Genomic DNA, 24,170 nt, shown 5'->3' on the forward strand with positions numbered 1-24,170 from the left:
GAAAAGGGGGTGTCAAAACACCAAAAATATGAAAATCACCCCTGTCACAGATATCTGTAGCAAGGGTGATTTTGTTAAAAAGAGGGTTTTGATACACCCCCTTCATTCATTGTATTTAAAGGTATTTTTTACATGGTTACAAGGACTGCTTTGCAAGCAGTTTTTGTAGTTTACCGTTCAGTGTTTGGCACATTGTTCCATTACCCATTGCTTGATAGCGTTTGATTTGGTACTGTAACATAAAAATTTCATTTGCATTCTTTTTCATAATTCTCATCTTTTTGTGCTCTCCGCGTTTCGGAAAGCGGGTTTTACATCTTTTCTTTTATCTTATAACGTTGCAAAGATACGAAATGTTTGCGAAAAAATATGTTTTATAACATAAAAAGTGGTTGTTCATCCTTTATTTTCTCCAGAAATACTATATTTTGCAATCTATATATGACAAAGATGTTACGCAAGTTTCGTAAACTCTTATCCGCAATTATAGGAATCATTATCTGTTGTCCGGGACGGATGATAACAATCGCATGTATTGGGGGAAACATGATGCTGTCGGGAATTGTTGGGCGATACACACAGTTGCCCGAGAACTACTGTCTGGTGCGTCGGTCGCAGTTGATGTCGGAAGTATGTATGCAGTACAATTGGGGCGTTCAGTACGACAATGAAGGGCGTTTCTGTAAAGCTGAACTTTATTATTTATGACCATCTGGCGTTGGAAGAAACAGATGCCGATACGAAAGTTGTCTTGCTTCCAGCGACCATTTTTTCTATGTAGGAGTGTATGTGACTTTAGGTAAGAAGACCGCCTACGATGTATCCAATTTTTAGACAATGACCTTTTTAAAATGAACAAAGATGAAAGTGATGATTATTTTTTTAGTATTTGTAATGCAAAGTGCCGCCCAGCTGCTCTTTGCCTAGAATCTGACTATTGAAGTGTGTGACATTGAAAAGGTGGAAGGGCATCTCTATGTCGCCATCTACAATTCGGAAGAAACATTCATGAAGAAACCTTTGACCGCCTTTCGGATAGATGTGAAAGATACGCCGCTCTCCATTCCCTGCCAGGGGTTACCTGCGGGTACGTATGCCATTTCGCTTTTTCAGGACGAGAACGGAAATGGGAAACTGGATACTGCCGTTTTGGGCATTCCTACAGAGAAGTACGGATTCAACAATGATGTCCGAGGTGTTATGGGCCCGCCGTCTTATGACAAATGCAGCTTCACTTTCTCCGGGGATACGATTTTAGTGATACATCTGAAGTAAAAATTGAAATATTATCCTTATTTTTGTGGCTCAACCTCAATAATAAGTATTATGAAACGAGTTGCACGACTTCTAGAATTTCTTGGACTGGTATGTTTACTGACCTCTTGTGGCGGACGTTCTTTCATTACAGACGCTTCTTACCACCAACGTGTGGAACAGGACTTCAATCAAAAAAAAGAGAGATTGCCGCAAGGCGATTTGTTTGCCATATTCGATACGGACTTGACGCCGTACGAGCGTGAAGCTTTGGAGTTCCTTTATGCCTATATGCCTCTGGCAGATATTACCGATTATCCCGGAGAATTTCATTTGATGAACGTGCGCGCCTCCCAAAAGGCTGCAGATGAGATGCCTTGGGGAGAAGTTATTCCTGAGGATTTGTTTCGTCATTTTGTACTTCCGGTGCGGGTGAACAACGAGCAACTGGACAGCGCGCGGGTAATATTTTACGATGAGCTGAAAAATCGTGTGAAATCCCTTTCCCTTTACGATGCCATTTTGGAGGTGAACCATTGGTGTCATGAAAAGGCTGTCTATACTCCTTCTGACGCCCGTACCAGTTCGCCGTTGGCAACGGTACGCACAGCGTACGGACGTTGTGGGGAAGAATCCACTTTGTTGGTTGCCGCCCTGCGTTCGGTAGGCATTCCTGCCCGTCAGGTCTATACGCCCCGTTGGGCCCATACGGACGACAATCATGCGTGGGTAGAGGCATGGGCAGATGGGAAATGGTATTTTTTGGGTGCTTGTGAACCGGAACCGGTACTCAATCTTGGTTGGTTCAATGCTCCGGCCAGCCGTGGCATGTTGATGCATACCAAAGTTTTTGGACGTTATGAAGGAGCAGAAGAAGTAATGTCAGTCACTTCCAATTATACGGAAATCAATGTAATCGGTAACTATGCACCGACGGCCAAGGCCATCGTTACGGTAACGGATGGGCAAGGCAATCCGGTGTCTGATGCTTGTGTGGAGTTCAAACTCTACAATTATGCAGAGTTCTATACCGTGGCTCGGAAGCAGACGGATGCGGAAGGAAAGGTGTTCCTGACAGCCGGTAAGGGTGACATGATGATATGGGCTTCCAAAGACGGAAAATTCGGTTTTTCCAAGCTTTCTTTCGGTAAGGATAATGAACTGACCGTGACGCTGGACAAAGCTGCCGGTGATACTTTTACTGCCGATTTTGAGCTGGTGCCTCCTCCCGAAAGTGCCGAAATGCCGGAAGTCACCCTCGAACAACGTGCTGCGAACGACTGCCGCATGGCTCATGAAGATTCTATCCGCCATGCTTACATGGCTACGTTTATGACGGATGAGGCGGCACGCTACTTTGCACGGCAGTACAAGCTCGACGAGGATGCCGTTTCCCGGATTCTGATAGCTTCCAGAGGGAACCACCAGGTTATTGCTGACTTCATGGCACGGTTGCGTTCTGAAAAGTCAAAGAGGGGAGGACTGGACCTGCTGCAACGGATTTCGGCAAAAGACCTTCGTGACGTTACGCTGGAAGTGCTAATGGACCACATGCAATCCGACATGTGCAAGAACCCCGACTATTTCCGCAGATATGTGCGCAATCCGCGTGTAAGCAACGAAATGCTGACTCCCTACAAGGGCTTTTTCAAGAAGGCCGTTTCAAAGGAAGAGGCTGAGGCATACAGGGCAGAGCCGATGAAACTGGTGGCATGGGTTGCCCGGAATATCCGTGTAGACAAAGAGTGTAATCTGGGCGGAGCTCCTATCTCTCCGGAAGGTGTTTGGAAAGCTCGTGTGGCTGATGCCCATAGCCGTGACATCTTCTTCGTATCTATGGCACGTAGCATGGCAATCCCAGCCCGTATCAACGAAGTGACCGGCAAGGTGCAGTTGATAGGGGATGATGGTGCGGTGGACGTGGACTTGGATGTACAGTTCCAGGAAGAGAAATTGGGACAAAGGGGTAGGCTGGTGGCTTCCTATAACCCTATCCGCTCGTTAGACAACCCGAAATACTATTCTCATTTCACTCTTTCCAGACAGATTCCGCAGGGAAATTTGCAGTTGCTTTCCTATGACGAAGGCGATACAGATATGGGCGGTGGTATTACGTGGAGCAACCTGCTGAAAGAAGGGACGCCTTTGGATGCCGGTGATTATGTTTTGGTGACCGGTACGCGCCTTGCCAGCGGTGCGGTACTTTCCCGAATCTCTTCTTTTTGCATTTTGCCGGATAAGACAACGGACATCGAGCTGGTGATGCGCGAGAGCAGGGATGAAGTGCAGGTTATCGGAAACTTTAATTCAGAGTCTCTCTTCACTCCGTTGTCAGATGACGGTTCCGTAATCCAGCAAAGCCTGTTGCAGGCTTGCGGGCGCGGTTATTTTGTCGTAGGTATTCTGGGTGTCAATCAGGAGCCTACCAATCATGCGTTGCGCGACATAGCTTCGTTCAAGGCCGATTTGGAGAAGTGGGGGCGTAAGATGGTGTTGCTGTTTCCTGATGAAGCCAAAGCCGGCAAGTTCGCCTGCGAGTCATTCCCCGATTTGCCTTCTACCATTATTTATGGTATAGATACGGACGGTATCGCTGCGCAGATTGCAGAAAGCATGAAGTTGAAGCATAAAGAGAGCCTGCCGATATTCATCATAGCCGATACTTTCAATCGGGTGGTCTTCGTATCGCAAGGATATACCATCGGACTGGGAGAACAACTGATGAAGACAATCAAAGGAATATAGAGTTGACGGTAAGTCACAGCGTTTTGTGCCTTGCTTATAGCACAACTGTGCCATCCCATTGGCAAACTTGTGCCATAGGCAAGGCACAACTGTGCCAGTATGGTGGCACAGCTTGCAATCTATAGTGTGGATTATGGGTGTGTTTTTACGTCCATAAATAGTCGTAGTAGTAGGAATCGAATTTCATTGGGGCGGTTATTCCGCATTCTTTGAGGACATTCAGTATGGATTCTTGCTCTGCGGGGGATAAGGCGCGTTCTCCGCTACGGACCCGGTAGTAGGTTCGGCGGCTGGAGTTGCTTATAAGTCGCTGGGCGAAGAGGCGTACCTGCTTGGCCGTGAGGTTTTCCAATATGCCGAGAAATCCTTTGGCATATTGTACTTTTGTGTTGGAACAGTAGTAGGGACATTCTCCTCCCAGACTAGCTATATGCTTGGGACTGACGATGCTATATTGTACAAGGTCTGTGGGGGCAAGCCTTTCTGCCACTTGCCTGAGGCAGGTTCCGGACTTGGGACATTGCCGGTCGATGCACCAAAGGAAATTATTGGGGACATCGGAAAATTCAAGTTCTTTTTCTTTCATCTTAACGGGATTTCTTTTCTTTACGTTTGATATGCTTTTCTTTTCTTGTTTGCAACGTATGCAGTAATTGCATGCTGTGGGAGGTATAGGAAAGCTTTTGCAAAAGTAAACATATTCTTCTGAATATGAAGCATGGTTTGCAGTTAATCATTTGCCAGGATTTTATCTTGTTTATTAAGTGTTCTATAAACGTTATATCGCAGATATTTCGTATTTTTGCATACAAATTCAGTTCTTAGATGGGGAAATGAATCCGGTACCATGAATTGTTTATGTTAAGTAGTTATTCATAGTTTGTTGCACATGATGAAGGTCGCTTGTAGATTGTCGTTTATCTTTCCATATCAGATAACAAACGAAAAAACTAACATGTTCTTATCCTCCAATACGCCTAACGTAAGGATTGAATACAAAGGGCGGCCATTGGATGCGGTTTTTGATACCGGCAATGTGAAATCTGATTTTGGAAATAAATTTGTGCAAATGTTCTCCGAAGCATTGTCAGGATTGGTGGAACATGAGGGTTGCCGAGGAGAATCCAACTATGAGAATATGTTTGTCCGTGGAGAGCGATAAAAATATTCTCCGCATGTAATATAATATATGGCTGTTATCGAAATATCATCATTAACTCATCCCGGTGTGGAAGTGTTCAGCACTCTTACCGAAGCCCAGTTGCGCAACCGTATCGAACCGGACAAGGGACTGTTCATTGCAGAAAGTCCCAAAGTTATCAAAGTGGCTTTGGACGTCGGTTATGAGCCTTTGGCTCTTTTGTGTGAGCACAAGCACATCTATGGGGATGCTGCCGAAATCATTGAGCGCTGTGGCGATATACCCGTCTACACAAGCGACAGGGAATTGCTTGCCGAACTGACCGGTTACGTCTTGACACGGGGCGTTCTTTGTGCCATGCGCCGCCCTGCTCCGAGGAGTATGGAGGAAGTCTGCCGGGGAGCCCGGCGTATTGTGGTTATCGACGGGGTGGTGGATACCACTAATATCGGAGCCATCTTCCGTTCGGCGGCGGCTCTTGGCATGGATGCCGTGCTGTTGACTCGGAATTCCTGCGACCCTCTGAACCGTCGTGCAGTCCGGGTATCTATGGGGACGGTCTTTCTTGTGCCATGGACGTGGATGGACGGTCCTCCCGGTGTGCTTGGTGAGTTGGGCTTCCGCACGGCGGCCATGGCGCTTACGGACAATTCCATTTCCATAGACAATCCCGTTTTAAAGGCCGAGTCCCGGTTGGCTATTATGATGGGTACTGAGGGAGATGGTCTTTCGCACGAAGCGATTGCAGGAGCCGACTATGTGGTTCGCATCCCTATGTCGCACGGGGTAGATTCGCTGAACGTGGCGGCCGCGGCGGCCGTTGCTTTCTGGCAACTTCGCGTTTGAAGTGATAACTCAAAAAAGCATATATTATGTTGGCATATACTTATATTGAACACGGAAAGTTCGGATTGCTTGAGAAACCGATACCGGTATTGGAAGATGCGCGCGATGCTATTGTGCGGGTGACACTGGGTAGCATATGCACCAGTGACTTGCATATAAAGCATGGAAGCGTACCGCGTGCTGTACCCGGAATTACGGTAGGACACGAAATGGTGGGCATCGTAGAGCAGGTGGGTGCCGAAGTTGAGTCGGTAAAGCCCGGTGACCGTGTGACTGTGAATGTGGAGACTTTTTGCGGTAAATGTTTCTTTTGCCGTCACGGATATGTGAACAACTGTACCGACGCCAATGGCGGTTGGGCTTTGGGGTGCCGTATTGATGGCGGTCAGGCGGAATATGTACGTGTGCCCTATGCCGACCAGGGACTGAACCGTATTCCCGATACGGTAAGCGACGAGCAGGCACTCTTGGTAGGCGATGTGTTGGCCACCGGCTTCTGGGCTGCCCGTATCTCCGAAATAACCGAGGAAGACACTGTACTCATCATCGGTGCCGGGCCGACGGGTATTTGTACCCTGCTTTGTTCCATGCTGAAGAAGCCCCGTCGCATTATTGTCTGCGAGCAGTCGGCCGAAAGAATCCGTTTTGTCCGCGAGCATTATCCGGAGGTGCTGGTCATTGGGCCGGAAAACTGCAAAGACTTTGTGAGGAAGCATAGCGACCATGGTGGGGCGGATGTCGTACTTGAAGTTGCCGGCACGGAAGATACTTTCCGTCTGGCATGGGAGTGTGCCCGTCCCAATGCCATTGTCACCATTGTGGCGCTTTATGACAAGCCTCAGTTATTGCCTTTGCCGGAGATGTATGGCAAGAATCTTGTCTTCAAGACCGGTGGTGTGGATGGGTGCGATTGTGCCGAGATACTGCGCCTGATAGCGGTGGGACAGATAGATACCACGCCGCTTGTCACGCATCGTTTCCCGTTGAAGGAAATTGACGAAGCCTACCGTATTTTTGAGAATAGGCTGGAGGGGGTGATAAAGGTGGCGATTATGGGTGAGAGGAATTCCTGATGGGGTTAAGGTCGCAGTCTTATTTGTGTGAGAACTGCACAGAACTCTTGGCTGTTACAAGCGAGGCCTGTCATCTGGTAAGGCACATTGCCAAAGAACTTTATGTGTTGTAATTTAATCTGCCCTCTCTTATAGCTTTTTCTTGGTTCAGGCGTTCCTGCTGTTTCCTTTTTTCTTCTAAAGTAGAATAGGGCTTCACTTCATCAAGAATGCGATGCGATGAAGCGAAGTCCTATTGAGAATGATTAGGTTGGAGAAACTTTCTTATAGATTGATTTCTACATTTGAAATTACTGTTCCTTGTACTTGTGCACCAGCGGGAATTTCTGCTTTGCCACCTTTGATGAGAAAACCGAACAGACAGCAAATCGTCAGAACAATAGATAACGCGAGTTTATTGCTACCTTCATCATATAAGTTGTTTCCTGACAAATAAACAGTAGTTCCGTCAACAGCTTTTACGCTTTTGATAGCTATTTCCAGTTCTCCTTCAGAACCCAGTAAACCTCTCTTTTTGGCTCTTGTAATCTGTCCTTGTGCAATAGAACCTGCTGAAATGACGATTTTTCCATTAGCCTTGACATCACTCAATACTCTGAAATCTACCATTTGTCCGCTTTTGACATTGCTGCTGTATAATGTTGATACCAACTCTAATGGAATGCTGGTTCCGGCTCTTAATATGACCACTTCGCCAGGCATTGTAAATGACATTGTCAACATTGCAATGGCCATTAATAACACTGCAGGTTTGAAATAAACCTTTTTTGTTAATTTTGTAAACATAATAAAAATGATTTAGTTAATAAAAAATGTTGTTTATCCTTTCTAATTTTCTGATTTGTTCGTTCTTCTTTTTTGAATTGTATCGAATGGCGCTTCTGCCTGCTCCGTTTATATTTCCTATATAGAATGACAATGATAAGAAACCGCAAACTCCTGCTACTCCATAGTTTTGCTTTTTTATGCTGGTATAGGTAGCGTAACCTAATAAGGAGTTGACTAAGAAAGCTGTCAGTGCACTTCCTTTATGCTTGGTATATAAGTATCCTGCTCCGGGAATTATTGATAGCATTCGGGCCATTGTAGGATTCTTCTTTTTCTGTTTCATCATTTGTTTGATAATATCAATGCTTTGCTGATTGAATGATGAAGTCCCTGCATTTTGATTGAAGCAACTCAAAGAGTTTTCGTATTCTTCGTTTTGTGCGGAAAGAATACCGTATAATGCATTTGCTTTTTGAACATCGGGAAATGAAACTGTATCACGTCTTATTTTCTCTGTCAAGTTTATAGCATTGCTGAAATTATTTGTGCAATAATATAAGATAGCTGCCTGCATTTGAAGCTCAGTGTTTTTCTTGATAGTGTCAGGAAATGTAACTTCGTATTCAAAAATGCCTTCTTCGTATTCTTTCAGTCCTCTGTGGCATAGAAGCTTTAGTTTATACAGCTGATGGTCTCCTTGGTTGGAAAAAAGTAGTCGTTCTATTTCCAATAGTGCAGGATAATACTCCTCTTTGTTGATTAATTGGTTGATAAAAAGTATATTGCTGTCTCTGTCGCTTCTCCATTTTAAGATATCTGTATGAGGCGCTTGATAACGATTATGGATTATTTGTGTAGGAAAATTGTCTTGCGGATAATCTATGAGACTTCTGTTTCCCGATTGGTAAGTAATGTCATAGTAACGTGCATCGTGGCTGCATCTTATAATTCGGTCACAAGTCAGGGTTATGGCTTTGGGAAAAGTGAAATTCTTAAAGGCCATTTTTCCGTATTGAGAGCAGGAGGGATACATAGCGCATCTGCTGTTTTTTTGACTGCTGAGAAAATCCTGATAAAAGCCGATGTAATCATCTGTGGCTATGTTTTGTGTAAAACTGGCAGATGTTTGTATGAGTAATAGTATTATATAGATATATCGTTGCATAACTTATATACGAGTAAGTGATATCTTTGCTATCTGTTTGTTTTTTCTAATGACAATGAAATAAGCCTCAACTATAGTGTCATATTGATTCTTCTTTATAAATAGGTTGGCAATGTATTTTCCTTTCTTTTTGAGGAAAACATCGTCCTTTTCAACTGATTTGTGGAATGAGATATTCTTTTTGTTGGCATATGATACATATATGATATTACCTTCATCGGATAATGATATTTCTTTATTATTATTATGGCTGCGAAATATGTGATTGATAATGTGAGTGTATAATTTGTTGGAACATCGATATTTATCGATTCTGAAATTTTCTCCACATAGTTTTGCGGAAAAGAATAATGAAAACAGAATGTATATGATAATTCTCATTTGTTTTTTCTGTAAAGATAGGGCGGCAGATGTTTGCATATCATTTTGGAATGATAGTATAATTCACGAATGTGTTGAAGAAAAATCACGCTTTTCTTGATTAAGCCGAGACTTAATTGACCTGTTTCCGGTCTAATTCGGTGAGGTAGTGTTGAAAGAAATTGTGTTGCAGCACGATGGAAATGCACAGCAGTAGGGCGGTGTCGATACTGGTACGCTTGAAGATGGAATACACATTTGTCCGTTCGCAGCAGAGTTTTTTGGCGAACCAGCTCACAGAGCGTTCTTGGCGGTGAAGCTCTTCCTCTATCAGTTTTCCAATGTGTATCATACAGAAATAAAAAAGGCGGAACCATTCGTGACTTATTTCAATCTGAGGCACCGCCAAGCACCTTGTTCACAAATAAGCACGAACAGTTCACGCCCAAACAGGACGTGAACCTTCATCTACTTATTCTCGTGAACTTCAAATTGGCGGTTTTCAGATTGAGAGAATAAGAGCTAAAAGCTCAAATATCTTTTAATAAGTAATGGAATGGAAACGCTTTTCCAAAAGTTTTTAATAAAAAATAGGAGAGTACTTAAAAAAGTACTCTCCATATAAATAATTTCAATATTACTTGCTCAAAGCAGTAGCAACGTCCACAGCACAAGCCACTGTACATCCTACCATCGGGTTGTTACCGATACCCAGGAATCCCATCATTTCCACGTGAGCAGGAACTGAGGATGAACCAGCGAACTGAGCGTCAGAGTGCATACGACCCATAGTGTCTGTCATACCGTAAGAAGCCGGTCCGGCAGCCATGTTGTCCGGGTGCAGAGTACGGCCAGTACCACCACCGGATGCTACTGAGAAGTACGGCTTGCCAGCCAATACACGTTCTTTCTTGTAAGTACCTGCAACCGGATGTTGGAAGCGGGTCGGGTTCGTAGAGTTACCAGTGATGGATACATCCACGCCTTCTTTCCACATGATAGCCACGCCTTCGCGAACATCGTCTGCACCGTAGCATTTTACTTTGGCACGAGGACCGTCGCTGTATGCGATTTCACGAACAACGTTCAGTTCGCCTGTATAGTAGTCGAATTGAGTCTGAACGTATGTAAAGCCGTTGATACGAGAGATAATCTGTGCAGCGTCCTTGCCGAGACCGTTCAGGATGCAACGCAGGGGTTCTTTACGTACTTTGTCAGCTTTAGCAGCAATCTTAATTGCACCTTCGGCAGCAGCGAATGACTCGTGACCTGCTAAGAAAGCGAAACACTTGGTTTCTTCGCGCAGCAACATGGCTGCCAAGTTACCATGACCGATACCAACCTTGCGGTCGTCGGCTACAGAACCCGGGATGCAGAATGCCTGCAGACCGATACCGATAGCTTCAGCAGCCTCAGCAGCGTTCTTGCAGCCCTTCTTGATGGCGATGGCGCAACCTACAACGTATGCCCATTTTGCATTTTCGAAACAGATGGGCTGAGTTTCTTCACAAGTCTTATAAGGATCGAGACCATGAGCTTCGCAGATAGCATTGGCTTCTTCGATGTCTTTGATACCGTTTGCGTTCAATGCAGCAAGAATCTGCTTGATACGACGGTCTTGGCTTTCAAATTTTACTTCTCTAATCATATGTCTTTCCTCCTTATATTATTCGTGACGTGGGTCAATGTGTTTAACTGCACCTTGCTCTTCAGTGAAGCGGCCGTATGTACCGGTAACTTTCTTCAATGCTTCATTGGCGTCTGTACCTTTCTTGATTTCATCCATGAACTTGCCCAGATGAACAAATTCGTAACCGCAGATTTCGTCGTTCTTGTCCAAAGCGATAGTCTTGATGTAACCTTCTGCCATTTCCAGATAACGAGAACCCTTAGCCAAAGTTCCGTACAGTGTACCTACCTGGCTACGCAGACCTTTACCCAGGTCTTCCAAGCCGGCACCAATCATCAAACCGCCTTCAGAGAAAGCTGACTGAGTGCGACCGTAAACGATTTGCAGGAAGAGCTCGCGCATAGCTGTATTGATGGCGTCGCAAACGAGGTCAGTGTTCAATGCTTCAAGGATAGTCTTTCCCGGGAGGATTTCTGATGCCATGGCAGCAGAGTGAGTCATACCGGAGCAACCGATAGTCTCAACCAAAGCTTCCTGAATAACGCCTTCCTTTACATTGAGGGTTAATTTACATGCACCTTGCTGAGGAGCACACCAGCCAATACCGTGTGTCAGACCAGAGATGTCAACAATTTCTTTCGCTTTTACCCATTTACCTTCTTCGGGAATAGGAGCCGGTCCGTGGTTAGGACCTTTCTTCACAACACACATGTGTTCCACTTCGTGTGAATAAGTCATAATTAGCTCTTTTTTAAGTGATATAATTAAAAAAAACGTAGTCCTCTTTTATTAGTCGGGTGCAAAGTTAGTTGTTTTCCCCGTTTCTGCCAACTGTTCAATTTGACTTTTTTATTAAAAAGAAGTAATGAGAAGTTGAATTTCTGCGGAATGTAAAGTAGAGTTTGCAGTTGACTGTTTTTTCGTCTCTGATAGGGCTTGTGAATCAATAAGGTATGTGCTTGTTAATCAGGAAGAGTCTTTTTAAAATTCCTTGCTTGCGTCTTGGTGATTTTTTGCCATGCCTATGGCACAGTTTTGCCAACACGGTGGCACAGTTTTGCCAATGGTAAGGCAAAATCTTGCCAACTGGTTGGCAAGACGAAGAAAATAAAGAGGAGTCCGTGTTTGACTATGGTTGCAAAGTCTTACCTTTGTGGCATAATAAATAAAAAACAAACTATGATAGAAGTTACAGATGTGGCATTGCGCCAGGCTGCCGGCGAAGGGATGGATGCGTTTATCGGCGTATTCACTGATGCTTATAAGAAAGAAATAGGCGGAGAAATGACTGCAGGGACGATGTCTTTGCTTACCGGTGAACAGCATTCTTTGTTGGCCTATCAGATATTCCGTGATGAAGTGATGGAGGGAGGCTTCTGCCAACTGATTCAAAATGGTTATGGCGGTTATATTTTCGACAATCCGTTTGCCAAAGTGATGCGTTTGTGGGGAGTGGGCGATTTGAGTAAGTTGGTTTATGCTGCCAGGAAAATATACGATAGCCATCGTGACGACTTGGAGCGTGAACGCACAGACGAGGAGTTTATGGCAATGTACGAGCAATATGAGGCTTTCGATGAACTGGAAGATGAATTCTTGGAGAAAGAAGAGGAATATACAGCTTTGGTTGCCGGCTATGTGGATGAACATTTGGAACTGTTTGCCAAGATTGTGTAGTGTGGATTAACTGATATAAATGTTAAATATTACTGTGGCATGCAGTATTTAGATTAATCTTTCATTTAATCTTAAAAACAATGAAAAAACGAGGAGAGTATTATATTACTCAATTCTTTTATTTAAATTTGCAAACTCTAATTTTATAAGAAAATGAAACAATTTAAGTTCTTAATGGTTGCCTTTAGCTTATTAATGGGCGTTTCTTTAACTTCGTGTCTGAATTCTGAAAGTGATCCTAACAGTTACGGAGGTGGTATGGTTAAAGTTCAGAGTTATATGGGCTATACATCTTTTAAAGGCGAGGGCGGCATAACTATTACCCCAACACCGGCTTCTATTTCTGTTTTAGAGGCTAATGGCCTCAAAATATCAGAATTGAGTGATAAAGTGGTGAATATAGCCTATCGTTGGGATCCTACCCAAGTGGATATACCTAAAGATTCCAAAGATATCAAAGGTGTTGAGTTGTATTCTATCGAATCTTTGGATAATCCGGTGGAAATCGTAGAAGAAAAGGGTGTGTCTGCAAACGACTCTCTTGCACACTCTAACAATGCTGCCATTATTTCAGTGGGATATGATGCAAGTGGTATGAAATATGAACCGCAATTCTTCTATGATGATTATACGATTGTTGTTCCGATGAATTATTATATTAATAACAAGAAACATTTCTTGTCGTTGATGTATTATCCGAATGAGGACAATGGCCCTGAACTGACATTGTATTTGGCTCATAATTCAAATAAAGATTCTGAATCCGCTAACAGTACTTCTTGGAATTTGACTGCAAATACAGGTGGCTATTATGGATTGGGATTGTTCTATAAGGCATACGATTTGAGAAGTGTGATTAGTCGTTATAAAAGAGAAACCGGCTTTTTTGAAAATCCTCCTGTTGTTAAGATTGTAGCGAACGTAAATCAATATTCAATGAAGCTGGATGATTCTCAGACAGAAGAGAAGACATATACAGTAACAAAGAAAGAAGCAGATAAATAAGATTTGAACTACAAAGAATTATTTCATATAGCAATACTACTGATTTCCTCTCCGGCTCGTGCTTGGGAGGAAATTAGTTTAGAGGATAGGCGAAAAGTTTTTACTGCTTTTGTCTATCCTATGATTGGTTTATGCGGGTTGTCCGTTTTCATCGGCTCTTTGATGAAGATGGGATGGGACGGACCGCAAAGTTTTCAATATGCCATGACACAATGCTGTGCGGTGGCTGTATCCTTGTTTGGAGGATATTTTTTGGCAGCCTATCTCATCAATGGGTTGCGTGTCCGCATGTTTATGCTGGACAGTGATATTCCTTTGGCGCAACAGTTTGCAGGTTATGCATTGGTAGTAGTGTTCATGCTGAAAATTGTCATCGGCATATTGCCGGACTTTGGCATTATGGCTCTGTTGCTCCAATTCTATATCGTGTATGTAGTGTGGGAAGGAAGCAAAAAGGTGATGCAGGTAGAAGAAAAAGACCGTTTGCGTTTCACTATTCTTTCTTCAATTTTCTTAATAGTTTGTCCGGTAGTGATTGAATGGATATTCAATAAGCTGACGGTAGTGCTAAACTGATAAATGTAATGAAACAAGCTCCTGTAAATATAAAGAATAAGCGTGCTACGTTCGACTACGAGCTGACGGACACCTATACGGCCGGCATTGTGCTTACGGGCACAGAAATCAAGTCCATCCGCTTGGGCAAAGCAAGCTTAGTTGATACGTTCTGTTACTTTGCAAACGGTGAATTGTGGGTGAAGAACATGCACGTGGCCGAATACTTCTATGGTTCGTACAACAATCACAATGCACGCAGGGAGCGCAAGCTTTTGTTGAATAAGAAGGAACTGGAGAAACTGATGCGCGGCACGAAAGACCCGGGTTTCACCATTGTTCCCGTGCGCTTGTTTATCAATGAAAAGGGGTTGGCCAAACTTGTGGTGGCACTAGCCAAAGGTAAGAAGCAATATGATAAGCGCGAATCACTGAAGGAAAAAGATGACAAACGCGATATGGCGCGTATGTTTAAAAGATAATATGAGTAAACTTGGTAGTTTGGTGCGTGAGCGCATCCTTATTCTGGATGGTGCAATGGGCACCATGATACAGCAGTACAACTTGACAGAGGAAGATTTTCGGGGCGAACGCTTCTCGCAGATTTCCGGACAGATGAAAGGTAACAATGACCTGCTTTGTCTGACACGCCCTGATGTGATACAAGATATTCACCGCAAGTATCTGGCGGCAGGTGCGGATATTATCGAAACAAATACATTCAGTTCCACCCGCATCAGTATGGCCGACTATCATGTGCAGGACTATGTGCGTGAGATGAATCTTGCCGCAGCTCGTCTGGCCCGTGAAGTGGCAGATGAGTTTACCTCTCTTACTCCCCACAAACCCCGCTTTGTGGCAGGCTCCGTAGGACCGACGAACAAGACCTGTTCCATGAGTCCTGATGTGAACAATCCGGCTTTCCGCGCCTTGAGCTACGATGAACTTGCCGATGCCTACCGTGAGCAGATAGAAGCATTACTCGAAGGTGGTGTGGATGCCTTGTTGATAGAAACTATTTTTGATACGCTGAATGCGAAGGCTGCTATTTTTGCCGCCGGTCAGGCAATGGAAACTGTAGGAGTTCATGTACCCTTGATGCTTTCTGTGACTGTTTCTGATATTGGAGGGCGTACTTTGTCGGGACAAACTTTGGATGCTTTTCTCGCCTCCGTGCAGCATGCCGATATTTTTTCCATTGGGCTGAACTGCTCTTTCGGAGCCCGCCAACTGAAGCCTTTCTTGGAGCAACTTGCCGTCCGTGCACCCTATTATATCAGTGCTTATCCCAATGCCGGACTGCCTAACAGTCTGGGAGAATACGACCAGACACCTGCCGACATGGCACTGGAAGTGAAAGAATACATTCACGAAGGACTGGTGAATATTATCGGTGGTTGTTGCGGAACGACAGATGCCTACATTGCCGAGTACTCCTCACTGATTGTCGGTGCAACGCCCCATCAGCCGGTTCCCAGACCGGAAAATCTTTGGCTTTCCGGGCTTGAACTTCTGGAAGTGAAACCGGAAAATAACTTCGTGAATGTGGGTGAACGTTGCAATGTGGCGGGTTCGCGCAAATTCTTGCGTCTGATTAATGAAAAGAAATATGACGAGGCGCTCAGCATTGCCCGCCAGCAGGTGGAGGACGGTGCGCAGGTCATCGATATAAATATGGACGACGGACTGCTGGATGCTCAAGTGGAGATGACGACTTTCCTCCATCTGATAGCTTCGGAACCGGAGATTGCCCGTGTTCCCGTCATGATAGACTCCTCTAAGTGGGAAGTGATTGTGGCCGGATTGAAATGCTTGCAAGGCAAGTCCATCGTCAACTCCATCTCCTTGAAGGAGGGGGAAGATAAATTCCTGGAGCATGCGCGTACCATCAAGCAATATGGTGCGGCAACTGTGGTGATGGCTTTTGATGAAAAAGGGCAGGCAGACACGTACGAACGTAAGATTGAGGTTTGTGAACGGGCATACCGTCTTTTGGTGGACAAGATAGGATTCAATCCCCATGATATAATTTTCGACCCGAATGTACTGGCTGTTGCCACGGGTATGGACGAGCACAATAACTATGCGGTGGACTTTATCCGTGCCACCGGATGGATACGCAAAAATCTGCCCGGTGCGCATGTCAGTGGGGGAGTGAGTAACCTTTCCTTCTCTTTCCGCGGCAATAATTACATTCGCGAGGCAATGCATGCCGTATTCCTTTACTATGCCATCCGCGAGGGCATGGATATGGGTATCGTCAATCCGGCTACTTCTGTTCTTTACACCGATATTCCCGCTGATATATTGGAACGCATAGAGGATGTGGTCTTGAACCGTCGTCCCGATGCTGCCGAGCGCCTGATAGAAACTGCCGAGCGCTTGAAAGCGGAAGCAGAGGCGGCAAAAACTTCCGGAGGAGAGCGGCAGGCTGCCGCTCATTCCCAACTTGCCTGGAGAGAGGGGACCTCTGTGGAAGAGCGGTTGAAGTATGCCTTGACAAAGGGTATTGGCGATTATCTGGTAGAAGACCTTGCCGAAGCGTTGAAACTGTATCCCAAAGCTGTTTCTATCATTGAAGGTCCGTTGATGGCGGGCATGAATCATGTTGGCGACTTGTTTGGGGCAGGCAAGATGTTCCTGCCGCAAGTAGTGAAGACGGCACGCACCATGAAGAAAGCGGTTGCCATCCTCCAGCCCGTAATCGAGTCGGAGAAAGAAGAGGGTACAACTGCTGCCGGGAAGGTGCTGTTGGCTACGGTAAAAGGTGATGTGCACGACATTGGCAAAAATATAGTCTCGGTAGTAATGGCCTGCAACGGGTACGATATAGTGGACCTTGGCGTCATGGTGTCTGCCGAAACCATTGTGCGGCATGCCATAGAGGAAAAGGTAGACATGATAGGATTGAGTGGTCTGATAACTCCTTCGCTGGATGAAATGGTGCATGTAGCCATTGAGCTGGAAAAGGCAGGTCTGGACATTCCTCTGTTGATAGGTGGTGCCACGACTTCACCGCTTCACACTGCTCTGAAGATTGCTCCGGTCTATCATGCTCCCGTAATCCATCTGAAGGACGCTTCGCAAAATGCTACAGTAGCAGCCAAACTGATGAATCCTAAGACAAAGGAGGAGCTGGAAGAAGAACTGCATGAGAAGTATCGGCAGTTGTGCGAGAAGAACTGGGGAACACAACTGCAAACAGTTTCTCTGGAAGAGGCGAGAAAAAATAAACTGAGGCTGTTTTAAGAATAAAAAATGAAGGATTAAGGATTAACCTGCGGTATATATTCCTAATATTATGCGCAATTCATTAATCCCTAATCCTTATTTTCTTCTTGTATTGTTCAAATCGTGAGGTAATATCCCTTACAAAATTATAAGTTTCGATGCCACGGAAATAACCGTTTTTGCAGACGGGGTCTGTGAAGTATTCCTCGTTGCTTTTTAGCAGAATGAAGTTTTCTACATTATCACGCCAGACATATTTGTTTTTGCCGTATTTTTCGGCCAGTGCCATGGCATCCAGCACATGGCCGATTCCGGAATTATAAGATGCCAGCACAAAGTTGATACGTTCTTCTTGGGGTATCTTGGAAAAACTTTTGGCTGTGGCGCCTATGTATTTCACGGCAGCCTTTATATTCTCTTCAGGATTCTGTTCCTTTCCTTCGGGCACCCCCATGGCTCTGGCTGTGGCGGGCATCAGCTGCATAAGTCCTTTGGCACCTGCCCAAGATACTGCGGTAGAGTCGAAGTTGGATTCTGTATATGCCAAGGATGCCAGCAGACGCCAGTCCCAATTTATCTCGGGAGCATATTTCTTGAACAAATCGTCGTAAAGGGAGATTTTCCCTTCTCGCAGGGAGAGGATGGGGGAGTGGGGAACGGCCTTGCCGATTTCAAAATATCGTTTCATGCTTGCCGTGTAGGCAGGCGAAGTCATATTCACCTCATGCCATTTGTTGGCGGCTGCTGCTAATTGCGGACAGTCTTTCCTGACTGCCCATGAGGCACGCTGGTCAAAGCTGATGGAAAGCTTGATATTCAGATTGGAATAATAAGTGGTATTGAGCTGTGCCACGTCATTGTCTGCTACAGTGTAGGAGATTTTCCCTTGCGCCACTTGAGTGATGAGGTCTTCTGCACTGATACTGTCGTTGGTCACTTTATGAATGTGGATACCTCCTCCGAGTTCCTCGTCCAGATTGACTAGCCGTTCATAATATTTTCCGGGCTTCACATACACATCTTTCCCGATAAGTTCCGTCACGTCCTTCAGTGGTTTGGTACGTCCGCCGTTACGTTGCACGATGACTTGGTGGGTGATGACTTCCTCACCGCAATAAAGCAGGCTATCTTTCCACTCTTTGGTGATGGGCAGGTTGTAGGCAATGAGATCTCCTTTGCCTGCCAACAACTTCTCTATGAGCTCGTGTACATTCCGGGCCACCTCTATTCTCAGCTTCACTCCTAGGCTCTTGGCAAATTGTTCGCTGAGTTCGTACTGAAATCCCATGTCTTGGCCACGGTAGATGAAGTAGGAAGTGGAACTGTACAGTGTCAATACAACCAGTTCTCCGCTGTCCTTTATCTGTTGCAGGTCATCCGCTTCTTCTTTTTCGGCAGGATGTCCTCCTCGGCATCCTGCCATGCAACACAACGACACCAGTAGAATCATTGATAACGGATTATTGATAATGGATAATGTATGCTTGGCGAGAGAAAATAGGTTGTTCATATTTCATAGGTTTAGTGCGTTCTTAATTATCCGTTATCAACTCTCCGTTATAAATTAATTCCCCAAATGCTTCTTGATATACATGGTCAATATATCAATAGCCACTTGGTTGTTTCCGCCTTCCGGTACAATGAGGTCGGCGTATCGTTTGCACGGCTCTATGAATTGCTGGTGCATGGGTTTCAGTATGCGAGTATAGCGCTCCATGACGGCTTCGGCTGTACGTCCGCGTTCCACCACATCGCGCTGGATTACACGAATCAGTCGTTCGTCGGGGTCAGCGTCTACAAATATCTTTAAATCCATCATGTTTCGTAGTTTCTTGTCGCACAAGGCAAGGATACCCTCGATGATGATGACTTCCCGAGGTTCGATATGGATGGTTTCGGGCTGGCGTGTACATGTCAGGTATGAATAGGTGGGCTGTTCTATACTTTTTCCTTCGCGCAGCATGGCGGCATGCCTGGAAAGAAGGCTCCACTCAAAAGCGTCGGGGTGATCAAAGTTAATGTTCTGCCGTTCTTCCACGGGCACATGGCTACTGTCCTTGTAGTAAGAGTCTTGTGGCAATAATACCACTTCACCAGCCGGTAGGCTTTCGATAATTTTACGTACGACGGTGGTTTTTCCCGAGCCGGTTCCACCTGCAATTCCTATTATTAACATCCGTTTAAGTGTATATTTGAAACAAAACCAGTATTTTTGCAGTTGTTAAGACAGCTGCTTAGGCTGACAAATATAAGGATAAATCATTTAAATAGCAAAGTTATGGTAAAGCACATTGTATTATTTAAGTTAAAAGATGAGGCACCTGCTGACGAGAAGTTAGCTGCCATGAACAGTTTCAAGTCGGCTATTGAAGCGCTTCCTGCTAAAATATCCGTTATCCGCAAGATTGAAGTCGGATTGAACGTCAATCCTGCCGAAACTTGGAGCATCGCTCTTTACAGTGAGTTTGATACGTTGGATGATGTGAAATACTATGCTACCCATCCCGATCATGTGGCTGCCGGTAAGCTCATCGCTGCTGTGAAAGAGAGCCGTGCCTGTGTGGATTATGAGATAATCGAAAATTAAAATCAGAGAACATGAAAAAATTACTGTTCCCTTTATTTCTGTTGCTCTTCGCTGTGGTGGTGCAGGCACAGATACAAGACCCCGTCAAGTTCAATTCCGAACTGAAGATCTTGGCTGCCGATGAAGCGGAGGTCGTTTTTACGGCTGCTATTGACAAGGGCTGGCATGTCTATTCCACCGACTTGGGCGATGGAGGGCCTATCTCGGCGACTTTCAATGTGGAGAAAATTTCCGGAGCGGAAGTAGTGGGTAAACTAAAGCCCATGGGCAAGGAAATTTCTACTTTCGACAAGCTGTTCGAAATGAAGGTGCGTTATTTTGAGAATACAGCCCAATTTGTGCAGAAACTGAAATTGACGGGTGGTGCCTATCAGCTGGAAGGGTATCTGGAATATGGTGCCTGCAACGATGAAAATTGTCTGCCGCCCACACAAGTGCCTTTCCAATTCTTTGGTAAGGCAGAAGGGGCTGCAAAAGAAGCTGTCGTTGCTGGGGCTGAAACGAAAGTCGAAGAGCAGCCAGCAAAGCAGGAAGCTGACACCGATGCAGCTTCTGGGGTTGCCATCGCCAGTGTGGACGGTCCGACAGAGATTAATGTGACGGACAAGGTAGACCTCTGGAAGCCGGTCGTCAATGAACTGCAATCTTTGGGCGAAACTACTTCGCAGGAAGATATGTCCTGGATTTATATCTTTATTACCGGATTTGTCGGTGGACTGCTGGCGCTCTTCACTCCTTGTGTATGGCCCATTATCCCGATGACTGTCAGCTTCTTCCTGAAGCGTAGTAAGGATAAGAAGAAGGGTATTCGTGATGCATGGACGTATGGTGCTTCCATCGTAGTGATTTATGTGACACTCGGACTGGCCATTACGCTGATTTTCGGAGCCAGCGCACTGAACGCACTCTCTACGAATGCAGTATTCAATATTCTTTTCTGTTTGATGCTGGTTGTATTTGCGGCTTCTTTCTTCGGAGCGTTCGAGATAACGTTGCCCTCCAAGTGGAGTACGGCTGTAGACAGCAAGGCCGAGGCGACAAGTGGTTTGCTCAGTATCTTCTTGATGGCGTTTACCTTGTCGCTGGTATCTTTCTCCTGCACGGGACCTATTATCGGATTCTTGCTGGTACAGGTTTCCACGACGGGCAGCGTGGTGGCTCCCGCCATCGGCATGCTGGGCTTTGCCATAGCTTTGGCATTGCCTTTCACGCTGTTTGCTTTATTCCCGTCTTGGTTGAAGTCCATGCCCAAATCCGGCGGATGGATGAACATCATCAAGGTGACGCTCGGCTTCCTGGAGCTGGCCTTTGCCCTGAAGTTCCTTTCAGTAGCCGATTTGGCTTACGGTTGGCGTATCCTCGACCGTGAAACGTTCCTTGCCTTGTGGATTGTACTTTTTGCGCTGCTTGGTTTCTACTTGTTGGGCAAAATCAAGTTCCCGCACGATGATGATGATACGAAGGTCAGCGTACCCCGTTTCTTCATGGCGTTGGCCTCACTGGCATTTGCGGTGTATATGATTCCCGGTTTGTGGGGAGCTCCGTTGAAGGCAGTCAGTGCTTTTGCGCCGCCCATGCAGACGCAGGATTTCAATCTTTACAATAATGAGGTACATGCCAAGTTTGATGATTACGACCTCGGTATGGAGTATGCCCGCCAGCATGGCAAGCCCGTGATGCTCGATTTCACCGGCTACGGCTGCGTGAACTGCCGTAAGATGGAGCTTGCCGTATGGACCAACCCGAAGGTGAGCGACATTATTAATAACGACTATGTGCTTATCACGCTCTACGTGGACAACAAGACCCCGCTTCCTTCTCCCGTGAAGATTGTGGAGAACGGCACGGAACGCACGCTGCGCACCGTAGGCGACAAATGGAGCTATCTGCAGCGTGTCAAGTTCGGCGCCAATGCACAGCCCTTCTATGTGCTGATTGACAACGAAGGCAAGCCGGTCAACAAGTCCTATTCCTACAATGAGGATATTCCTGCATACATTGAATTCCTTCAGACCGGGTTGGAGAATTATAAAAAAGAGAAATAAATAGAATCGGAAAAGGATGCTTGTAAAAAGGCATCCTTTTTTCACTAAATTCCCTTTTTGTATGAAACACATTATAGACATTGATGCTTGGGAACGCCGGGACAATTATGGCTTTTTCCGTGGATTTGCAAACTCTTGGTATTCTGTCACCACTGAGATTGATTGCACAGAAGCCAGTGCTTCTGCCCGAGCGATGAAGCATTCCTTTTTCCTTTATTATCTTTACGCAGTGTTGCGTTCGGCCAATGAAGTTGATGAGCTGCGTTACCGTACAGACAAGGAAGGCCGGGTGGTTTTTCACGACCGTGTGGACATCATCTCTCCGATAGCCGTTCCTGGAAAGACCTTCTATACTGTGCGCATTCCCTATCACGAGGATTTTGAGCGTTTTTATGCCGCGGCCTTTGCTCTGATAACGAATATACCTGAAGACGGTGACCCGTATGGAGCTGAAAAAGTGCTGGCAAGTCAGGGTGATTACGATGTAGTCCATCTGAGTGCGGTTCCAAAAATGTATTTCACCTCCATTAGTTACACGATTGCCGAAGTCGGTAATGGTTGCAGTTATCCTCTGATGACTGCCGGAAAAGTTGTGACTCGCGAAGGACGTCTGGTATTGCCGCTTTCCATCTACGTCAACCATGCTTTTGTAGACGGTTCGCATCTTACCTCCTTCTTCGGAAAGGTGGAGAAGTATTTGAAGGAAATCAATTCTCCTATGCCAAGATTATTTAATTAATTACTAACTTGTCCCGATTTTAGTGGGGCACTAATGCCTATCGTGCCGTACATTGGGACACAAAACATCATCTGGGACGGCTATAGGAATAGATAGAATAACGTTTTCTGTTTGAAGCGAGTAACGTGTTTTTTCTTCCTTGATTTATATCTGAAAAGTAAGCGTATATTAAATTCTTCATTGAAATTTAATATGCGCTTTTTGGTGTATGAGAAAAGAAAAATCTATCTTTGTCCATAGTCGTTAATTTGAATGCAAACAGAAGATTTTGTATAATTGAACAAACTTCGACAGCATTATAATCCAATTATCAGAGATATGGGAAAGAACCTCTTTGTGCACATAAAGGTATTTGTTTTGTCGGTTTTTCTGCTGTTTGTTTCGTCTTTTCTCCTGCATGCACAGAAAAAAGATTTTACTACTTGGACGAATCTCGGTTTCGAATATAAGTTGAAGCCGGCATTTGCTGTTTCCGCTGCTCTGGAGTGGCGCACGAAGGATGATTTTGGGAAAACAGACCGATGGGGATTGCAGGTGGGAGGAAGCTACAAGCCGCTGTCCTTCTTGAAGTTCGGAGCAGGATATGAGACACATTATCGTAACCGGGGAACGGATGGATGGAAGTTTCGGCATCGCTACCATGTAGACGGAACCTTGTCTGCTCGTGTGCAAAGGGTAAAACTGTCCTTGCGTGAGCGCTTTCAGCATACGTTCGATGGATATGAGGACGAGTTCCGCATGCGCTCGTGTGCGAAGGTGGCATATGACATTCCGAAGTGTAAGTTGGAGCCGTATGCTTCGGTCGAAATGTATAATGGTTTGAATAGGACAGAGCATTTTGGAGTAAAGCGGATGCGTTATCGCGGGGGAATCACGTTGCCTTTGTCTGAGCGCTGGGAGGCGGACCTCTTTTATTGCAGGCAGTGGGAGCAGGATAAGCGGAAGAATATAGTAGGAGTGGAGTGTGCTTATAGCTTCTGAGAGTGGAGCCTGTCAGTATCGACAGCCCATCCCAGGAATATCCAACGCCATCCGAAGTAAGCGCCTGTCTTGTTGTGCGGGTTGGGCGAGAAACGGAGCCGCTGGTCGTCATTACCTACGGAGTAGTATTCGTAATTGGTGAAATGGTCGAGCATCAGGGCGTAATTGTATTGGTTGGGGCTGATATAGGTGGTGTCGAAGTCGCTGAAATTGAGGAATTTCTTCAGTGATTTTCCGAAGGTGTTCTTATGCACGACGCTGTCGTACGCAATAGGATTGTTCTCCTTGTTTTGTGCAAACAATGAGAATGTAAATAATATCCATAAGCAGAAAAAGCCTCCTCTTTGCATCTTGTTGTTCTCTCTCAT

Annotated in this window: 23 protein-coding genes and 2 pseudogenes; 15 read left to right on the forward strand and 10 right to left on the reverse strand. The window is 45.3% G+C overall.

Annotated elements, in window-relative coordinates; genetic code table 11:
• Window positions 1-136: 136 nt before the first annotated feature.
• Window positions 137-268, reverse strand: coding sequence for a hypothetical protein (locus E5355_RS20140; protein WP_255260542.1), 132 nt, complete (start codon window positions 266-268; stop codon window positions 137-139).
• Between the two features lie 182 nt (window positions 269-450).
• Between E5355_RS20140 and E5355_RS11805 the strand changes: the two genes are divergently transcribed.
• The 3 genes and pseudogenes from E5355_RS11805 to E5355_RS11815 all read left to right on the forward strand — a co-directional run bounded on the left by E5355_RS11805 (window position 451) and on the right by E5355_RS11815 (window position 3,999).
• Window positions 451-708, forward strand: a complete 258-nt coding sequence (locus E5355_RS11805) for a hypothetical protein (RefSeq protein WP_246866942.1) — start codon at window positions 451-453, stop codon at window positions 706-708.
• A gap of 153 nt (window positions 709-861) precedes the next feature.
• A pseudogene (locus tag E5355_RS11810) lies at window positions 862-1,275 on the forward strand (DUF2141 domain-containing protein).
• Between the two features lie 51 nt (window positions 1,276-1,326).
• Window positions 1,327-3,999 carry a transglutaminase domain-containing protein gene (locus E5355_RS11815; protein WP_136010548.1) on the forward strand — a complete coding sequence of 891 codons (2,673 nt, stop codon included), beginning with the start codon at window positions 1,327-1,329 and terminating at the stop codon, window positions 3,997-3,999.
• A 145-nt stretch (window positions 4,000-4,144) separates the two neighbouring features.
• Here E5355_RS11815 and E5355_RS11820 read toward each other — a convergent pair whose 3' ends face one another.
• Window positions 4,145-4,585, reverse strand: a complete 441-nt coding sequence (locus tag E5355_RS11820) for a DUF6078 family protein (RefSeq protein WP_136010549.1) — start codon at window positions 4,583-4,585, stop codon at window positions 4,145-4,147.
• A gap of 369 nt (window positions 4,586-4,954) precedes the next feature.
• Here E5355_RS11820 and E5355_RS11825 point away from each other — a divergent pair, with 369 nt between their 5' ends.
• From E5355_RS11825 to E5355_RS11835, 3 genes are read left to right on the forward strand one after another with little or no spacing between them, the layout of a single operon-like run.
• A complete protein-coding gene (locus tag E5355_RS11825; protein ID WP_136010550.1) occupies window positions 4,955-5,161 on the forward strand; it encodes a hypothetical protein in 207 nt (68 codons plus the stop codon).
• A gap of 27 nt (window positions 5,162-5,188) precedes the next feature.
• Window positions 5,189-5,986 (forward strand): TrmH family RNA methyltransferase, encoded by a 798-nt coding sequence (locus E5355_RS11830; protein ID WP_136010551.1) that lies wholly within the window; start codon window positions 5,189-5,191, stop codon window positions 5,984-5,986.
• 26 nt (window positions 5,987-6,012) lie between these two features.
• Window positions 6,013-7,059, forward strand: coding sequence for an alcohol dehydrogenase (locus E5355_RS11835; RefSeq protein WP_136010552.1), 1,047 nt, complete (start codon window positions 6,013-6,015; stop codon window positions 7,057-7,059).
• A gap of 264 nt (window positions 7,060-7,323) precedes the next feature.
• Here the strand turns inward: E5355_RS11835 and E5355_RS11840 are convergent, their stop codons facing one another.
• The 5 genes from E5355_RS11840 to E5355_RS11860 form a co-directional block, all read right to left on the reverse strand.
• The gene (locus tag E5355_RS11840) at window positions 7,324-7,845 is read right to left on the reverse strand and encodes a hypothetical protein (protein WP_136010553.1); all 522 of its coding nucleotides are present in this window, start codon (window positions 7,843-7,845) and stop codon (window positions 7,324-7,326) included.
• A 16-nt stretch (window positions 7,846-7,861) separates the two neighbouring features.
• Entirely contained in the window at window positions 7,862-8,992 is a 1,131-nt protein-coding gene (gene yidD / locus E5355_RS11845; RefSeq protein ID WP_136010554.1) for a membrane protein insertion efficiency factor YidD, read from the reverse strand.
• Between the two features lie 493 nt (window positions 8,993-9,485).
• Entirely contained in the window at window positions 9,486-9,704 is a 219-nt protein-coding gene (locus E5355_RS11850) for an XRE family transcriptional regulator (RefSeq protein WP_136010555.1), read from the reverse strand.
• Window positions 9,705-9,989: 285 nt separating this feature from the next.
• Window positions 9,990-11,000 carry a GGGtGRT protein gene (locus E5355_RS11855; protein ID WP_016272859.1) on the reverse strand — a complete coding sequence of 337 codons (1,011 nt, stop codon included), beginning with the start codon at window positions 10,998-11,000 and terminating at the stop codon, window positions 9,990-9,992.
• 18 nt (window positions 11,001-11,018) lie between these two features.
• Window positions 11,019-11,720, reverse strand: a complete 702-nt coding sequence (locus E5355_RS11860; protein WP_005831848.1) for an iron-sulfur cluster assembly scaffold protein — start codon at window positions 11,718-11,720, stop codon at window positions 11,019-11,021.
• A 441-nt stretch (window positions 11,721-12,161) separates the two neighbouring features.
• Between E5355_RS11860 and E5355_RS11865 the strand changes: the two genes are divergently transcribed.
• The 5 genes from E5355_RS11865 (at window position 12,162) to metH (ending at window position 17,468) form a co-directional block, all read left to right on the forward strand.
• Window positions 12,162-12,659: a DMP19 family protein gene (locus tag E5355_RS11865; protein ID WP_016272858.1), complete on the forward strand. Its 498-nt coding sequence runs from the start codon at window positions 12,162-12,164 to the stop codon at window positions 12,657-12,659.
• Window positions 12,660-12,812: 153 nt separating this feature from the next.
• A complete protein-coding gene (locus tag E5355_RS11870; RefSeq protein ID WP_016272857.1) occupies window positions 12,813-13,664 on the forward strand; it encodes a hypothetical protein in 852 nt (283 codons plus the stop codon).
• A 3-nt stretch (window positions 13,665-13,667) separates the two neighbouring features.
• Window positions 13,668-14,240 carry a Yip1 family protein gene (locus E5355_RS11875; RefSeq protein WP_016272856.1) on the forward strand — a complete coding sequence of 191 codons (573 nt, stop codon included), beginning with the start codon at window positions 13,668-13,670 and terminating at the stop codon, window positions 14,238-14,240.
• A gap of 8 nt (window positions 14,241-14,248) precedes the next feature.
• Window positions 14,249-14,701, forward strand: coding sequence for an SsrA-binding protein (gene smpB, locus E5355_RS11880; protein ID WP_005831836.1), 453 nt, complete (start codon window positions 14,249-14,251; stop codon window positions 14,699-14,701).
• Between the two features lies 1 nt (window position 14,702).
• Window positions 14,703-17,468, forward strand: a complete 2,766-nt coding sequence (gene metH / locus E5355_RS11885) for a methionine synthase (RefSeq protein ID WP_136010556.1) — start codon at window positions 14,703-14,705, stop codon at window positions 17,466-17,468.
• Between the two features lie 64 nt (window positions 17,469-17,532).
• Here metH and E5355_RS11890 read toward each other — a convergent pair whose 3' ends face one another.
• Together E5355_RS11890 and udk are read right to left on the reverse strand one after the other, a co-directional pair.
• Window positions 17,533-18,900 (reverse strand): transglycosylase SLT domain-containing protein, encoded by a 1,368-nt coding sequence (locus E5355_RS11890; protein ID WP_136010569.1) that lies wholly within the window; start codon window positions 18,898-18,900, stop codon window positions 17,533-17,535.
• Between the two features lie 114 nt (window positions 18,901-19,014).
• Entirely contained in the window at window positions 19,015-19,626 is a 612-nt protein-coding gene (udk, locus tag E5355_RS11895; protein ID WP_136010557.1) for a uridine kinase, read from the reverse strand.
• 102 nt (window positions 19,627-19,728) lie between these two features.
• Between udk and E5355_RS11900 the strand changes: the two genes are divergently transcribed.
• The 4 genes from E5355_RS11900 (at window position 19,729) to E5355_RS11915 (ending at window position 23,802) form a co-directional block, all read left to right on the forward strand.
• The gene (locus E5355_RS11900) at window positions 19,729-20,037 is read left to right on the forward strand and encodes a Dabb family protein (protein WP_136010558.1); all 309 of its coding nucleotides are present in this window, start codon (window positions 19,729-19,731) and stop codon (window positions 20,035-20,037) included.
• Window positions 20,038-20,048: 11 nt separating this feature from the next.
• Window positions 20,049-22,082 (forward strand): protein-disulfide reductase DsbD family protein, encoded by a 2,034-nt coding sequence (locus tag E5355_RS11905; protein WP_136010559.1) that lies wholly within the window; start codon window positions 20,049-20,051, stop codon window positions 22,080-22,082.
• A gap of 61 nt (window positions 22,083-22,143) precedes the next feature.
• The gene (locus E5355_RS11910; RefSeq protein WP_136010560.1) at window positions 22,144-22,821 is read left to right on the forward strand and encodes a chloramphenicol acetyltransferase; all 678 of its coding nucleotides are present in this window, start codon (window positions 22,144-22,146) and stop codon (window positions 22,819-22,821) included.
• A gap of 318 nt (window positions 22,822-23,139) precedes the next feature.
• The gene (locus E5355_RS11915) at window positions 23,140-23,802 is read left to right on the forward strand and encodes a DUF2490 domain-containing protein (RefSeq protein ID WP_136010561.1); all 663 of its coding nucleotides are present in this window, start codon (window positions 23,140-23,142) and stop codon (window positions 23,800-23,802) included.
• Here E5355_RS11915 and E5355_RS11920 read toward each other — a convergent pair.
• A pseudogene (locus E5355_RS11920) lies at window positions 23,796-24,170 on the reverse strand (DUF4421 family protein); the annotation flags it as partial. The gene E5355_RS11915 and the pseudogene E5355_RS11920 overlap by 7 nt on opposite strands.

The organism is Bacteroides muris (ex Afrizal et al. 2022), assembly GCF_004793475.1.
GTDB classification, from domain to species: domain Bacteria; phylum Bacteroidota; class Bacteroidia; order Bacteroidales; family Bacteroidaceae; genus Bacteroides; species Bacteroides muris.

Bases quoted from the DNA above. Each gene is read 5' to 3' on its own strand.
- udk (WP_136010557.1), bottom strand. From the start codon at position 19,626: ATGTTAATAATAGGAATTGCAGGTGGAACCGGCTCGGGAAAAACCACC.
- metH (WP_136010556.1), top strand. From the start codon at position 14,703: ATGAGTAAACTTGGTAGTTTGGTGCGTGAGCGCATCCTTATTCTGGAT.
- E5355_RS11850 (WP_136010555.1), bottom strand. From the start codon at position 9,704: ATGATACACATTGGAAAACTGATAGAGGAAGAGCTTCACCGCCAAGAA.
- E5355_RS11910 (WP_136010560.1), top strand. From the start codon at position 22,144: ATGAAACACATTATAGACATTGATGCTTGGGAACGCCGGGACAATTAT.
- E5355_RS11915 (WP_136010561.1), top strand. From the start codon at position 23,140: ATGGGAAAGAACCTCTTTGTGCACATAAAGGTATTTGTTTTGTCGGTT.
- E5355_RS11865 (WP_016272858.1), top strand. From the start codon at position 12,162: ATGATAGAAGTTACAGATGTGGCATTGCGCCAGGCTGCCGGCGAAGGG.
- E5355_RS11820 (WP_136010549.1), bottom strand. From the start codon at position 4,585: ATGAAAGAAAAAGAACTTGAATTTTCCGATGTCCCCAATAATTTCCTT.
- E5355_RS11870 (WP_016272857.1), top strand. From the start codon at position 12,813: ATGAAACAATTTAAGTTCTTAATGGTTGCCTTTAGCTTATTAATGGGC.
- E5355_RS11900 (WP_136010558.1), top strand. From the start codon at position 19,729: ATGGTAAAGCACATTGTATTATTTAAGTTAAAAGATGAGGCACCTGCT.
- E5355_RS11855 (WP_016272859.1), bottom strand. From the start codon at position 11,000: ATGATTAGAGAAGTAAAATTTGAAAGCCAAGACCGTCGTATCAAGCAG.
- E5355_RS11825 (WP_136010550.1), top strand. From the start codon at position 4,955: ATGTTCTTATCCTCCAATACGCCTAACGTAAGGATTGAATACAAAGGG.
- E5355_RS11815 (WP_136010548.1), top strand. From the start codon at position 1,327: ATGAAACGAGTTGCACGACTTCTAGAATTTCTTGGACTGGTATGTTTA.
- E5355_RS20140 (WP_255260542.1), bottom strand. From the start codon at position 268: ATGAAAAAGAATGCAAATGAAATTTTTATGTTACAGTACCAAATCAAA.
- E5355_RS11905 (WP_136010559.1), top strand. From the start codon at position 20,049: ATGAAAAAATTACTGTTCCCTTTATTTCTGTTGCTCTTCGCTGTGGTG.
- E5355_RS11805 (WP_246866942.1), top strand. From the start codon at position 451: ATGTTACGCAAGTTTCGTAAACTCTTATCCGCAATTATAGGAATCATT.
- E5355_RS11860 (WP_005831848.1), bottom strand. From the start codon at position 11,720: ATGACTTATTCACACGAAGTGGAACACATGTGTGTTGTGAAGAAAGGT.
- smpB (WP_005831836.1), top strand. From the start codon at position 14,249: ATGAAACAAGCTCCTGTAAATATAAAGAATAAGCGTGCTACGTTCGAC.
- E5355_RS11840 (WP_136010553.1), bottom strand. From the start codon at position 7,845: ATGTTTACAAAATTAACAAAAAAGGTTTATTTCAAACCTGCAGTGTTA.
- E5355_RS11830 (WP_136010551.1), top strand. From the start codon at position 5,189: ATGGCTGTTATCGAAATATCATCATTAACTCATCCCGGTGTGGAAGTG.
- E5355_RS11890 (WP_136010569.1), bottom strand. From the start codon at position 18,900: ATGATTCTACTGGTGTCGTTGTGTTGCATGGCAGGATGCCGAGGAGGA.
- yidD (WP_136010554.1), bottom strand. From the start codon at position 8,992: ATGCAACGATATATCTATATAATACTATTACTCATACAAACATCTGCC.
- E5355_RS11835 (WP_136010552.1), top strand. From the start codon at position 6,013: ATGTTGGCATATACTTATATTGAACACGGAAAGTTCGGATTGCTTGAG.